This is a genomic window from Streptomyces sp. NPDC090045 (assembly GCF_044747975.1).
Lineage (GTDB): Bacteria > Actinomycetota > Actinomycetes > Streptomycetales > Streptomycetaceae > Streptomyces.
The window spans coordinates 219,038-233,528 of sequence record NZ_JBIVFA010000007.1; the positions used below are offsets into that span (position 1 = coordinate 219,038).

Annotated in this window: 6 protein-coding genes; 5 read left to right on the forward strand and 1 reads right to left on the reverse strand. The window is 68.4% G+C overall.

Translation table 11 applies throughout. The annotated features are described in order from the left end of the window. The first annotated feature begins 3 nt into the window (after positions 1-3). Complete coding sequence (gene pglW, locus ACIPYQ_RS20670; protein ID WP_401253037.1) at positions 4-4,662, forward strand: BREX system serine/threonine kinase PglW; 4,659 nt, start codon at positions 4-6, stop codon at positions 4,660-4,662. Next, complete coding sequence (pglX, locus tag ACIPYQ_RS20675; RefSeq protein WP_401253040.1) at positions 4,659-8,444, forward strand: BREX-2 system adenine-specific DNA-methyltransferase PglX; 3,786 nt, start codon at positions 4,659-4,661, stop codon at positions 8,442-8,444. The genes pglW and pglX overlap by 4 nt, the downstream gene beginning before the upstream one ends. Here pglX and ACIPYQ_RS20680 read toward each other — a convergent pair whose 3' ends face one another. After that, positions 8,445-9,002, reverse strand: coding sequence for an ATP-binding protein (locus ACIPYQ_RS20680; protein ID WP_401253042.1), 558 nt, complete (start codon positions 9,000-9,002; stop codon positions 8,445-8,447). It lies immediately after the preceding gene. Between the two features lie 260 nt (positions 9,003-9,262). Here ACIPYQ_RS20680 and ACIPYQ_RS20685 point away from each other — a divergent pair, with 260 nt between their 5' ends. From ACIPYQ_RS20685 to ACIPYQ_RS20695, 3 genes are all read left to right on the forward strand, one after another. Then, positions 9,263-10,147, forward strand: a complete 885-nt coding sequence (locus tag ACIPYQ_RS20685) for a helix-turn-helix domain-containing protein (protein WP_401253045.1) — start codon at positions 9,263-9,265, stop codon at positions 10,145-10,147. Further along, positions 10,144-10,350 (forward strand): DUF397 domain-containing protein, encoded by a 207-nt coding sequence (locus ACIPYQ_RS20690; RefSeq protein ID WP_401253048.1) that lies wholly within the window; start codon positions 10,144-10,146, stop codon positions 10,348-10,350. The genes ACIPYQ_RS20685 and ACIPYQ_RS20690 overlap by 4 nt, the downstream gene beginning before the upstream one ends. Before the next feature lie 195 nt (positions 10,351-10,545). After that, positions 10,546-14,466, forward strand: coding sequence for a phage resistance protein (locus ACIPYQ_RS20695; protein WP_401253051.1), 3,921 nt, complete (start codon positions 10,546-10,548; stop codon positions 14,464-14,466). Positions 14,467-14,491 lie beyond the last annotated feature (25 nt).

Here is a 14,491-nt window from a genome sequence, read left to right on the forward strand (position 1 = left end):
CATATGCGGGACGGCCGGTGGGTAACGGTCACCGAATCCGAGTTTCCGCATGAGCGACGGGGCCTGGAGGCCATTCGTGGGCAGCTCCGGGACCATGATCCTTGGCGCGCCTGGTCGAACTTCACCTTCACCGCCGCCAGCGGGCACGTCCGCGAAGTGGATCTCCTCGTCGTCGCCCCCGGCGGCGTCTACCTGATCGAGCTCAAGGACTGGCACGGCTCGGTCGAGTCCCGCAACGGCACCTGGCTGCAGACCCAGCCTGGCGGACGGCAGCTCGCCCACAGCAACCCCCTGCACCTGGCCAACAAAAAGGCCAAAGAGCTCGCCGGACTACTCAGGCCCCAGGTCGACCGGGTGTGGGTGTCAGAAGCGGTCTGCTTCACCGACTCCTCCCTACGCAACCGCCTGCCCGCCCACGATCAGCACGGCGTGCACACCGTGTCCCAGCTCATCACGATGCTGGAAAAGCCTCCGACGGAGGAACGCCGTCGCATCGACGCCCCCAAGTCGCGCGAGATCGCGACCGCCCTCGAGCGCATCGGCATCGCTCGCAGCGATGCTGAGTTCAAGGTCGGCCCGTACCTGCTGAACAGGAAATCCTTCGACTCGGGTCCCACCTGGGCCGACTACCTGGCCCGGCACACCGACCTGCCCGAGGCGGCCCGCATCCGGGTATACCTGCGCGAACGCGGGGCTGGCTCCGAGCTCCGCGCCTCCGTCGAGCGGGCGGCCCGGCGCGAGGCTGCCGTCCTGCGCCGCTTCCGTCACCCTGGGGTCGTCCAGCTCAAGCAGTACGACCCCACCGGTCACTCGGCCGGGCCCGCGCTGATCTTCGACTACGACCCGCGCACCCTCCGCCTGGACGAGTACCTCATCCAGTACGGCGACCGGCTGGACGTACTGACCCGTATGGCCCTCGTCCGCCAGCTCGCCGAGACCCTGCGCTCGGCGCACGGCCGCAAGCTCTACCACCGCACTCTCGCCGCCCGCGCGATCCACGTGATGCCAGGCGGCCGGGCACCGCGCAAGGACGCCGAGGAGTCCGGCTGGCTCACCCCGCACCTGCAGATCTCGGACTGGCAGGTCGCGGTGCAGCGCAGCTCCGAGCAGAGCGGCAGCGCCGGCGGCGGCGAGCGGTTCGCCCCTACGACGTTCTCCCTGGCCGGCGGGCACATCGCCGAGGGCGCCGACCCCTATCTGGCGCCCGAGCTGACCGCCCCCAAGGCCGATCCCGTCGCACTCGACGTGTACGGCCTCGGCGTCCTCACGTACCTACTGGCCACCGGTAAGGCGCCGGCTGCCAGCCAGGCCGAGCTGATGGCCCGCTTCGAAGCGGGCGAGGGTCTGCGCCCCAGCGCGGTGGCCGACGGACTCTCGGAGTACATCGACGAGCTCGTGCAGGCGGCGACCGCTTACAAGGCCAGCGTCCGGCTGCCGTCCGTGGACGACTTCCTGGAGATGCTGGAAGTCGTCGAGGAGTCCCTTACCGAGCCCTCGCCGAGCGCCCAGCCGGTCGTCCGCCCGATAGCTGCGCCGGAACCGGACAAGGACCCGCTGGAGGCCGTGGCCGGCGATGTCCTGGCCGGGCGCTGGAGGGTCCACCGGCGCCTCGGTACCGGTTCCACGAGCCGCGCTTTCCTCGTACACGACCTCACTGCAGGCCCGGACGTGCGTTTCGCCAAGACCCTCGCCGTGCTCAAGGTCGCCGTGTCCGAGCGCAGCAACGCGGTGCTGCGGCGCGAGGCCGAGGTCATGTCGAGCCTGCGCCCCGATTCCCGGGTCATCCGGCTGATCGACCCGGAGCCGCAGGAGATCGGCGGCCGGACGGTCCTCGTCATGGAGTACGTCGGTGACGAGCGCGAGGTCGGAAGCGACCCGGCAGAGCCCGGCGCGTCCAAGAACCGCCGCCGCGAGGAGACGGTCGCCCGCCAGCTGCGCGAATTCGGCCGGCTGTCGGTCGACCAGCTCGAGGCGTACGGCGACTACCTGTTCGGTGCGGTCGACTTCCTCGAGGGCGAGGGCGTCTGGCACCGTGACATCAAGCCGGACAACATCGCGATCCGGATCCGTCCCAACCGCACGCGTGAGCTCGTACTGATCGACTTCTCCCTCGCCGGGTACCCGGTGAAGGAGACCGAAGCGGGTACGGACGGCTACCTGGACCCATTCATCGGCACGCTCACCGACCGCTCGGTCTACGACGCGCACGCGGAGCGGTACGCAGTGGCCGTCACCCTGCACGAGATGGCCTCCCGCGAGCTGCCCGTGTGGGGCGGCGGCAAGGTCGTGGCCCGGCAGACCGACGCGAAGGAGGAGCCGTACCCGACGATCGCTGCGGACGCCTTCGACCCGGCGGTCAAGGACGGACTGGTGGCCTTCTTCCGCAAGGCCCTGCACCGGGATGCGGCGGAGCGCTTCGCCGACCTCAAGCCGATGCGGGACGCCTGGAAGAAGATCTTCCTGGCGATGGACGAGGCGAAGCCCTCCACCAAGCGGTCGCGGCACGAGCCCTCCGGGGCGGGCGCCTCCGCCGATGCCGCGATCGCCGAGGCCGAGGACGAGACGGCTGAGGAGCAGCGCGAACGCCGCGCCGCCCAGGCGGACCGCGACACGTTGATCTCCGGTGCCGGGCTGAGCCCGGCCGCCGAGTCCTTCGTGTACAGCCTGCAGGTGAACACGGTCGGCGAGCTGCTCGACTACAGCCAGCGGACCCTGGTCAACGCACCGGGCCTCGGCGCGAAGACCCGTAAGGAAGTTCTCGGCCGCATCAAGCAATGGCGGCAGAAGCTGACCGCCCAGCCGGCCGCGCCGCTCACGCCTGAGGGCCGGAAGGCCGCGAAGGAGGAGCTGTCGGCCGCGGAGGCCGCCGTCGCCGTGGCTGCTGCCGAGGGCGGGGCGGCGAACGAGCTCACCGCGCGTGCCCTGCGAACGGTCAGTCTCGACACGCTCGCCACCCTCTTCGTGCCGGAGCTGAAGAAGGACGGTTCGAACCGCAACGAGTGCGACATGGTGCGCCTCCTGCTGCGACTGCCGGACGAGCGGGGCGCCATGCCCGAGATCGGGGTCTGGCCCAAGCAGAAGGACGTCGCGGAGGCCCTGCATCTCTCGGCGGGCCGCATCCCGCAGATGCTGAAGGTCCAGCGCGGCCGGTGGAAGCGCCATCCTGCGGTGCAGGCGCTGCGCGGCGAGATCCTGGAGCTGCTGGGCGAGCGAGGCCGGATCGCCTCGACCGCCGAGATCGCGGACGCGCTGGCCGTGCGGCGTGGCACCGAGTTCCAGGAGCGCAAGCTGCGCCGGGCCATGGGCCTGGCGGCGGTGCGTGCCGTCGTCGAGGTCGAGCAGCTCATCCCGGACGAGAGCCACTTCCGCAACTCCCCCAACCGGGACGCGACGGACGAGGGCATGCGCGGCGGCCTGCTGGCCCTGGAGGTCATGGACGAGGACGACCCGGAGACCCCGTCGGCCCCCGGCCTGCTGGACTACGCCCAGCGGCTGGGCAAGCAGGCCGACCGTCTTGCAAAGCTGGACACGCTGCCGACCGCGGCCACGGTGCTGGGCGCGCTGGGCGACGTACCGCTGCCGAGCGGGCTGGTGGAGTGGGACGACCGCCGTACGGTGGAGCTGGCGGCGGCGGCCTCGGCCGATGCGGCGGCGACGCCGCGGCTGGAGCTCTACCCGCGGCAGCTCCCGCTGGTGCGGGCGCTGCGTCTGACGCAGGCGGGCCTGGTCCGACTGATCCCGGGGGTTCCGTGGGAGCGTCAGCCCGGTCTGACCGGGGACGAGATCCACGAGCGGGTACGGGCCCGGTTCCCGGAGCTGCTGGACGCGAAGGGCGGCCACTCTCTGCCGACGGCCGGCCCGCTGACGAAGGCGCTGCGGGATGCCGGCTTCGACCTGGAGCTCTCCACCCGGGCCGGCACCCGGACCGTGCGGTACTTGCCGCGGAAGCGCCAGGACGCCTCAACGTTCATCTCGCTGGGCAACCAGCGGCAGCCGACGGCGGTGCTCTCGGCGCACAAGTACGCAGACGACCCGCAGCTCGCGGAGGCGTTCACGTCGGAGGAGCGGCTCCTGTCGTCGGCGCAGCGGGACGGCTTCCGGGTGTTGACGGTCCGGATGAGCCGTACGCAGGATGCGGTGCGGTCGCTGGTCGCGGAGCGTTTCGGGGCGCAGCCGGTGTCGGTGACCGAGTTGTTCCTGGACGCCCTGCACAAGCTGGTGGATCCGCGTCCGAAGCCTTCGTGGGAGACGATCCTGCGGGCGGATGCGGCGGAGCCGGGTTCGAAGGCCGCGCTGAAGTTCGCGGAGTACGCGCGTACGGCGTGGGGTGCGGTCGAGCCGCGGCTGGCGGAGCGGCTGGCGGCCGATGTGCGGCTCCCGCTGCTACTGACGGATGCGGGTGCCCTGGCCCGGTACGACGCGATGAGCGTGCTGGACCGGCTGGCGGAGCGAGCCCGGGGCGGCGGGCGCGGTCTGTGGCTGCTGTGCCCGCAGGGCGACCCCGCACGGGCGCCGCGGCTGGGGACGACGTCCGTGCCGTATCAGGCCGGGCTGGGTGAGTGGATTTCGCTGCCGGATGCGTGGGTGGACAACCTGCACAGGTCCGGGGCGCGAGTTTCTGTTGATGCTGTTGGTGCTGGTGAAGGGGATGTGGCGCAGTGATCGACCGCAAGGCGTTGTTGGCTGACCTGATCAAGCAGGTCAAGGCGGTCGAGGCGGACCTCGCCGAGCAGGTGAAGGACGGCGAGGCCATCCTGAGGCCGCTGAAGGCTGAGTACGCGAAGGCGGCGAAGGCCGATGCGGGCGGTACGCCGGAGTGGCCGGTCTGGGTGGACTCCCGCGCCGCGGAGATGCAGGAGGACCAGGCGGACCGAGTCCGGCTGGCCCAGTCGGGTGCGGGGCGGCTGCGCGCCGAGTACGACCGCGCGCGGGAGCTGGGGCGCACGGCGGCGACCTGGAACGCCTGGCTGGACGAGCGGGTCACGCAGGTCGCGGTGGCGTGGGTGCTGGGCACGGTGTTCGTCCGCTTCTGCGAGGACAACCGGCTCATCCCGGACCCGTACCTGACGGGTGCGGAGCCGGAGCGGCGCGACCTGGCGGAGGCTCGGTACGCGCAGTACGTCGAGGAGACCCCGAACCCGACGTTCCGTGGGTGGCTGGAGCGTGCCTTCGCGGAGCTGGGGTCGGGCGAAGCCGGCAAGCTGCTGTTCAACCCGCGCCGGAACCCTCTGTACCAGATCCCGCTGTCGCATGACGGTGCGCGGAAACTGGTGGAGTTCTGGCGCGAGCGCGACGACGCGGATGTGCTGGTGCATGACTTCACCGACCCCTTGAACGAGGACGGCACGGAGGGCTGGGACACCCGGTTCCTGGGCGACCTGTACCAGGACCTGTCGGAGGCGGCGCGGAAGACCTATGCGCTGCTGCAGACGCCGGAGTTCGTGGAGGAGTTCATCCTCGACCGGACGATGGACCCGGTGGTACGGGAGATGGGCGGCCGTGTCGGCGAGCTGAAGATGATCGACCCCACGTGCGGGTCGGGCCACTTTGTCCTGGGCGCGTTCCGACGGATGGTGCGGCTGCTGGCGGAGAAACAGCCGGGCATGGAGCTGCACGAGCGCGTCCGGACCTCGCTGAACGCGGTGCACGGCGTAGACGTCAACCCGTTCGCCGTGGCCATCGCCCGGTTCCGACTGCTGATGGCAGCGATGGCGGCGGCAAACATCCGCACGCTGGCGGAGGCGGGCCGCTACGACTGGCCGGTGCACCTGGCGGTGGGCGACTCGCTGATCAAGGCCCGGCAGCTTGAGTTCGGCTTGCGCGGTGGGACTGGGCAGGGCGAGCTGGAGCTCGTCGCTGAGCAGCGGGATGAGCTGGCCGAGTTCTCTTACGCCACGGAGGACGTGCACGAGCACAAGGGGATCCTGGATCAGGGCCGGTATGACGTGGTCGTGGGAAACCCGCCGTACATCCAAGTCGACGATGTCAATCTCAACAAACTGTATCGAGAACTGTACAAGTCGTGCACGGGAACATACGCCCTCTCGATCCCCTTCGCTGAGCGATTTTTCCAACTAGGCAAGGCAGGGGATTCACACGGTCGCGGCTATGGGATGGTCGGCCAAATTACTTCGAATTCTTTCGCGAAGCGTGAATTCGGGACGAAACTCATCGAAGAGTACTTCGCACATAAGGTTGAACTTGCAGAGGTGATTGACACTTCTGGAGCGTACATTCCAGGACACGGCACGCCGACGGTGATTTTGGTGGGTCGACGGCGATTTGGGCGCGAGCGAGAGGGGACGATCCGGGCCGTTCGGAGCATCCAGGGAGAGCCCGCCGCACCCAAAGAAGGCGCCACCGGATTTGTCTGGAATGCCATCTTGGAGCAGATCGACAAACCCGGCTCAACGAGTAAATGGGTGTCAGTAGACGATCTCGAGCGCTCTCGATATTTCGGAAAGCAGCCGTGGATCTTGAGCGACGGCGGACTCGAGATGACCGAAAGGCTCAATGCGGCCACGCCCCTCCGACTGGCCCACAAGACGGACAGTATTGGACGTACCACGAAATCAGGGGCTGACGATGTGTTCTTCCTGCCCGATACCTCTACGGCCGCACGCCTGTCGCTTCTCGACAACGTACGCGAGCTGGTCACTGGGACGAGTGTTCGGGATTTCGAAATTACAGATACCGTTACCCTCTGCAATCCCTACACCGACAGCTCTAATAACAGCCCGCTGCCAGAAACGTCCCGGCTAGTCTCGCGACACCTGTGGATGGCTCGCACCATACTCAGAGGGCGAAAGCTTTTCGGGAAGACGATCACAGCGCACGGCCGCCCCTGGTACGCGCATCTCGAGTGCTATCCCAAGAAGCTGACGACACGCATCGGCATCACTTTTCCTTTCGTAGCAACGCACAATCACTTCGCACTCGACCGCGAGGCACGACTGTTCGGTAGTACCGCCCCGGTGATCAGGCTGCATTCTGGCGCAACCGAGGAGAATCACATCCGCCTCCTTGGGCTCCTCAATAGTTCCACCGCCTGCTTCTGGCTCAAGATGGTGAGCTATCCCAAGGGTGGCGACCCTGTGGGCGGCGATGGTGCACGCGTCAGTATCCATCCGTGGTCAGACCGCTACGAGTTCACTGGCACCAAGCTCGAGGGCTTTCCCCTTCCTGCCGCTTACCCCACGGCCATAGCAGCAACCCTTGACGCCCTCGCGCAGCAAATTGCCAGCAGCGGCCTTCCCGCTTCTGCTCCAACAGACCCTGCGACCCTCCGGCAAGCGCGCACCGAGTGGGAGTCGACTCGCGCCACGATGATCGCGCTGCAAGAGGAATTGGACTGGCAGGTCTACTCGCTCTACAACCTGCACTCCGAGGATCTGCGCGCGCCCGAGTCAGATGTCCCCGAACTGGCACTTGGGGAGCGGGCGTTTGAGATCGTGCTTGCGCGACGGGTTGAGGCTGGCGAGGCTTCCGGTGAGTGGTTCAAGCGGCACGGGTCGACTCCCATCACCAAGATCCCCACCCACTGGCCGGACTCCTACAAGGCCGTCGTCCAGAAGCGCATTGACATCATCGAGACCAGCCGCGCCATAGGCATGGTCGAGCGGCCCGAGTACAAGCGCCGATGGGCAACCGAGGGCTGGGACGTTCTCCAGGAGCGCGCCCTGAAATCCTGGCTGCTCGACCGCATCGAGAACCGGGACCATTGGTTCGACGAGAACGGTCAGCCAGCCATCGTCGCCCTGCACCAGCTCACCGACGTACTCTCCCGCGACGAGGACTTCGTATCGGTTGCCGAGATCTACGCTCCCCGCAAGGAGCTCTCAGCCGTCGTCTCCGATCTCCTCGCTGACGAGCATGTCCCCTTCCTCGCCGCCCTGCGCTACAGGCCCGCCGCCCTCAAGAAGCGCGCGGACTGGGAGCACGTCTGGGACCTCCAGCGACAGGAGGACGCCGCCACAGAGGAGTCCGAGAAGCGGAAGATCCGGGACTCGATCCCGGTGCCTCCGAAGTACGCCTCGGCCGACTTCCTCAAGGCTTCCTACTGGAAGGCCCGCGGCAAGCTCGACGTGCCCAAGGAGCGCTTCATCTCCTACGCGACCGGCGCGATTTCCGGCACGCCTACCCTCTTCGGCTGGGCCGGCTGGGATCACCGGGAACAGGCCCAGGCACTGTCGACGTACTTCACCAACCACGACGAGCTGTCCGCCGAGGAACTCACCCCGCTCCTCGCCGGCCTCCTCGAGCTCCAGCCCTGGCTCACCCAGTGGCACGACGAGTTCGACGGCCTCTACGGTGGCTCGCCCGCAGCCTTCTTCGAGGGCTACCGCTCGGCCAAGCAGGGCGAGCACGGGCTGACCGACGACGACCTCCGCGCGTGGCGGCCCCCGGCCGCCGTGCGCGGGGCTCGGAAGAAGGCCAAGGGCTGATCAATCCGGTGTGTCCTCCCCACCACTTCGTGGGGAGGACACACCGTGGCACCGCACCTCCAGCGGTTCTGCGGCGGGCACCCGGAGCGGTGGGCCCTCGTCGAGACCCAGTCCGCCCGTTACGTATCGCTCCGCCCGCACACTTCGCACCGTGTGCCACTCGCCCCACACCCGCACCAACTGACCCGTCCGGACTGTGACCGCCGCCATTTCCGTCGTTTCCGGTCCGGCTCGAAGGTCCGGCGCCTTCAGCTCCGCCCAGATCGTCTTCCCGATGCCTCCCGCGCGGGGACTGACGCCCCAGCAATGCGCCAGCGCGTCCACGATCAGCAAGCCACGACCTCCCGTGTCGTCCGGCTCCGGCGATCGCAGCTCGGGCCGCCCTTCCCCCGCATCGCTGACCTCCAGCCGGAGCAAGCCGTCGGCCGTCGAGTGCGCGATCCGCACACCCACCTGCCGGTCACTCGGCACCCGCACACGTAGCGCGTTGGTCAGTAGTTCCGAGAGAACGAGCTCGGCGGTCTCTAGGGCCTCCTGACCTGCGCCCCCAGTCTCCAATCACTGCGTGCAGCGCCGCCCGAGCTCTCGGCACGCTGCGCGGACGGCGGGACAGCCGAAATGAGACTTCATTGAGTGTGGCCATGGTGCAACCCCCTGAGAGTCGGCGAGCCACCGGCACCCGACGGCCGGTGCCATGGCCAGCAGAATGGACCGGCATCGCGCGAATCTGCAACGTTGCAGATCGACTTCAGCTTAATCTTCGCCCTTTCGAGTTAAGCGAGCCCTCTGACGGCAGCGACTCTGCTAGACGTGTTGACATGCCGACGAAGAGCACGACCACCAGCCCGTCAACCGTCCTCGGGCGCCAACTTGGCGACGAACTACGTTGTTTGCGCGAAGCGGCAAGCCTGACGACCACCGATGCCGCAGAGGCTCTGGACTGCACCAAGGGCAAGATCAGCCGTATCGAGAACGGCCGCGTGGCCGTGCGACTGCCCGATCTGACCGCGATGTTGCACGCCTATCGGGTGTCCGACACAGAGACACAAGCCAGGCTCGGCATGCTGGCCCGAAAGGCCAATCGGCGCCGCAGCGAAGGCTGGTGGAACCAGTACGGCCCGGTTCTCGCCGACACATATCGCGACTACATCGCGCTGGAGGCCATGGCGGGATCAATCCGCACCTTCCAGGCGCAGCTCATCCCCGGCCTCCTCCAAACCCCCGACTACGTCCGGGCCGTTACGGTCGCCTCGCGGCAATGGCAGACCGGCGGCGAGATCGAGCAGTTCGTGCAGGTGCGGCTTGCCCGGCAGGAGCGCCTCAGCGGGGACTCTCCGTTGCACCTCTGGGCCGTCCTGTCCGAGGGCGTGCTCCTCCAGCAGGTGGGTGGAGGCGACGTCATGCGCGCACAGCTGGAGCACATGCTCGCCGCCTCCGAGGCACCCAACGTGACTGTCCAAGTGCTGCCGTTCTCACGCGGGGCCCATGCGAGTATGTTCGGCCCGTACGTAGTGCTGGGCTTCCGCGAGGAGGGGGCGCTGGACGTAGTGCTGGCGGACAACCCGACCGGATCCATCTGGCTGGAGCGGGAAGCCGAGGTCTCCCGCTACCAGGAGCTTTTCAATGCCGCACGAACCTCTGCGCTCTCCCCAACGGAATCCCGTGCCGTCATCGAGCGTAGGGCCAAGGAGCACAGAACATGATCAACGGACGCCGCAGCATGCCCGATCTGACTGGTGCAAGGTGGCGCACGAGCACATTCAGCGGCGGCAACAACGAGTGCGTCCAGGTCGCCGACAACGTCCCCCACCTCGTCCCCGTCCGCGACAGCAAGCGTCCCGCCGGCCCCGTGATCGGGTTCACGCCCGACGCCTGGCGCTCCTTCGTGGCACACCTCGGCACCTGAGCCGCCCGTAGACGCCGGTGTCACACCACCCACCAGTTACGATCGAGGGTGGGCCGCAGGCCGTCACCGCTGCAACACCGGTCGACCGACACTCCCCGGCGTCACGCACGCACCACGCGTGACATCCGGTGCGCTGCCGCCCGCGCCAGGACGACGACGTACGCACCGCCGGACAACAGGAGACGCGAGACAGACATGGCTTCGACCGCCGCCACGGCCCCCATGCTCCGCGACGTCATCGACATCAAGACGTCGATCTCGACCTCCGACTTCGTCCTGAAGCTTGCCGAGGCGGTCACTCCCGCAGGCACCGAGCGCGCGCTGCGCGACTACGTCGTCACCGAGCGACTTCTCGAGAACTTCGACGACGCCCTCGGATACATCAAGGCTGCCCTCGACGGGCACACCTCGAAGGCCGCCTACCTCCACGGTTCCTTCGGTTCCGGTAAGTCGCACTTCATGGCGGTCCTGCACGCCCTCCTCCGTCGCGACCCGGCCGCCCTCTCCCGTACCGACTTCGATCCGATACTCGCCAAGCACGAGTGGCTCAGCGTGGACCGCAAGCGGTTCCTGCTCGTCCCGTACCACATGCTCGGCGCGAAGTCTCTGGAGCAGCGTGTCCTCGGCGGGTACGTCACTCACCTGAAGAAGCTGCACCCCGAGGCCCCCACCCCGCAGGTCTACCGGACCGACTCGCTCTTCGCCGACATCCGCTCCCACCGGGTGCGGATGGGCGACGAGGCGTTCATCAAGGGGCTGGCCGGAGCCGACGAGGACAGCACGACCACAACCGACGACGGCGATGACTGGGGCGACGCCTTCGCCTGGACGCCCGAGCTACTCAACACCGCCCTCGACGCCGAGGAGCTGGACGGCAGCGAGGACAACCTCAACCTCGTCAGCCCCTCCACCCCCTCCGAACTGCGCGCCAAGCTCGTGCACGACGCGAGCGTCACCTGGTTCCCCGGCTTCACCCAGAACGCCGGCGAGGACGAGCACGGCTTCATCTCCCTCGACGCCGGCCTCGCCGTGATCGCCGAGCACGCGAAGTCCCTCGGCTACGACGGCCTGATCCTCTTCATGGACGAGCTGATCCTCTGGCTCGCCAACCGCATCCACGACGACAAGTTCATCTCCCGCGAAGTCGACAAGATCACCAACTTCGTCGAAGGAGCTGACGCCCGCCGCGCCATCCCGATCGTGTCCTTCATCGCCCGCCAGCGCGACCTGCGCGAGCTGGTCGGCGAGGAGACCTCTGGCGTGGCCGAGGCCGCGATCCAGGCCAGCCTGAACCTGGCCTCCGGCCGGTTCGACAAGATCACGCTGGAGGACCGCAACCTCCCGCAGATCGCCCATGCCCGCCTCCTCAAGCCCAAGGACGCCGAGGCGGCCGCCAAGCTCGACGCGGCCTTCGCGAAGATCAAGCGGGTCGGTCCGCAGGTCTGGGACGTCCTGCTCGGCTCCGACGAGGGCACCACCGGTGCGGACGAGGACTCGTTCCGGCTGACCTACCCCTTCTCCCCAGCCTTCATGGACACCCTCGTCCACATCTCCTCCGCGCTTCAGCGCTCCCGTACCGGTCTGAAGCTGATGGGCCAGCTCCTCGCCGATCACCGGGACGACGCGACCCTCGACCAGCTCATCCCCCTCGGCGACCTGTACCCCGTGATCGCGGACGGCGGAGACAAGCCCTTCGTGGACAGCCTGAAGGCCGAGTTCAAGGCGGCCGACAAGCTGTACCGCAGCAAGCTGCGTCCCCACCTGCTCGCCACCTACGACGTCACCGAAGAGGACATCGAGCGCTACCGCCACCGGCCGGAGAGCGTTACCGACCGGGAGCTCCTCAGCCGCTGCAAGGGCTTCATCGGCGATGACCGGCTTATCTGCACGCTGCTGCTGTCCTCCCTCGCGCCCAGCGTGCCCGCCCTGCGCGATCTGACGATCCGCCGCCTCGGCGCGCTGAACCACGGCTCCGTGGTGTCGCCCATCCCGGGCGCCGAGGTCGGGGTCATCAAGGCCAAGGTCGACGAGTGGGCCGCCCGCTTCGCCGAGATCAAGGCGACCGGTACGAAGGCCAACCCCGGCGTACGGCTCGAGCTGGCCGGCGTCGACGTCGACTCGGTCATCGCCAACGCCAACATCAACAACAACCGGTCCAACCGCCAGGCCCTCGCCAAGCGGCTGCTCGCCGAAGAACTCGGGCTGAACCGTCTGGACCAGATGGGCGCCGACGAGCTCCGGCTGATCTGGCGCGGCTCCAACCGGACGGCCGAGGTGGTTTTCCTCAACCTCGCCGACCCGGAGACGCCGGATCACGAGTTCGCCCCCAGCCAGGAAGGCCTGTGGCGGTTCGTCATCGACCTCCCCTACGACGAGGGCGCCTACCAGCCGCGCGACGACTCCAACCGCATGCAGAAGCTCCGCGAACGGCCCGGCGTACCGGCGCGGACGGTGGCCTGGATCCCCACCCACCTCTCGACCGCCCGCTACCAGGACTTCCAGCGCCTCGTCACGATCGACTACGCGCTCGCCGACCAGCGCCGATTCGACACCCAGTACGCCCAGCACCTCAACGCCGACAACCGGGCGCGCGCCAAGGGGCTCCTCGAAGGCCAGCGAGAAGCGCTCACCAAGACGGTCAAGGCCGCCTTCAAGCAGGCCTACGGCTGCGCGCAGAAGACCTCCGCCGACGTCGACGTGTCCTTCAACGACCACTTCGAGTCGCTGATCGAGATCCCTGAGCTGCGCGTATCGATCGGGCAGACGCTGGGCGACGGAGCCCGGCACATCGCCGCGAAGCTGCTGGGCCAGCAGTACCCGGCCCATCCCGACCTCGACCCCGACGACACCAAGACGGCCGTGAAGCCGTCGGACGCGAAGACCGTCTTCGGCTACATCCGGGCCGCTGTCGAGGCAGGCGACCGGCAGGCCGAGATCCCCGCCAAGGACCGCACCGTGATGCGGCGCATCGGCGTGCCTCTGGGCCTCGGGCAGCAGAAGGAGGCGTACTTCCGGCTGTCCACCCGCTGGGTGGAGCACTTCGCGCTGGAGGCCAAGACCAGCGGCGGTCCCGGCGACCTGAGTGTCGTCCAGCTGACCGACTGGATCGACCGGCCCGAGCCGATGGGACTGGACACCTTCCTCGCCAACCTCGTCATCGCCTCGTACGCGGAGATGGACGACCGGGTGTGGGTCCGGGGCGGATCCCCGCTCGACCCCTCCCCCGGGCCGCTGGAGATCAAGCCGGTCGACGGCCTGAGGTCCCAGCCGCTGCCTGACGTGGAGACCTGGGAAGAGGCCGGGCGGCGGTACTGGGAGATCTTCGGCGACAAGCCGCCGACGCTGCGGCGCGGCCGGATGGTCAGCCAGTTCTCCCGGCAGATCAACGCACAGGTGCGGCGCTACGAGGAAGACACCATCGCGCTCGTCACCGAGCTGGAGAAGCACTCCGTGCTGCTCGGGCTGGACGGGACCGACGAGAACGGCCGACTCGCCATCGCCCGGCGCTCCCGCGATCTCCTCGACCATCTGAAGGGGCTCGAGCTCGGACCCGCGGGCGGCACCGCCCAGGCAAAGAAGATCATCACGGCCTTCGCCGGCTTCGACCTCGGCCAGGTTTCCCCCAGCCGCTACGGCGCTTCGATCAAGCAGGCCGGTACCGTGGCCGACTCGTTGGCCCGGGCCGCCTGGGACATGCTGAAGCTGGCTCCCAAGTACGGAGCCCAGGGCGAGGCCGTCCTCGAGACGCTCCGCGGCGCCGCGCAGGCCGACCAGCGCACCTCGAACCTCAAGGACGCCCTGCTCGAGGCACGTCGCGCGATCGTCAGCGTGATCGACCGCAGCGAGACCGCTGCCGCTCCTGCCCGCCAGCCGCAGGCTCCGGTGCAGCCCGCCATCGGGTTCCCCGCCGGCCCCAATGAGATCGACCTCAACACCGAGACCAGCCATCCGCCGGTCCCGACCTCGCACCCCGCACCCGGAAAGGCCTCCCGCCGCTCCGGCGGCGGGCGCACCAAGGCTGCCCAGGCCGCCGCCCAGCTGCGCGCCGAACTGGCCGAGCTGCTCGCCTCCGAGCCCGACGCCACCGTCGAAATCACCTGGCGGGTGGTGGAGTGACCCCGCCCGCCGCCGACACCACCAC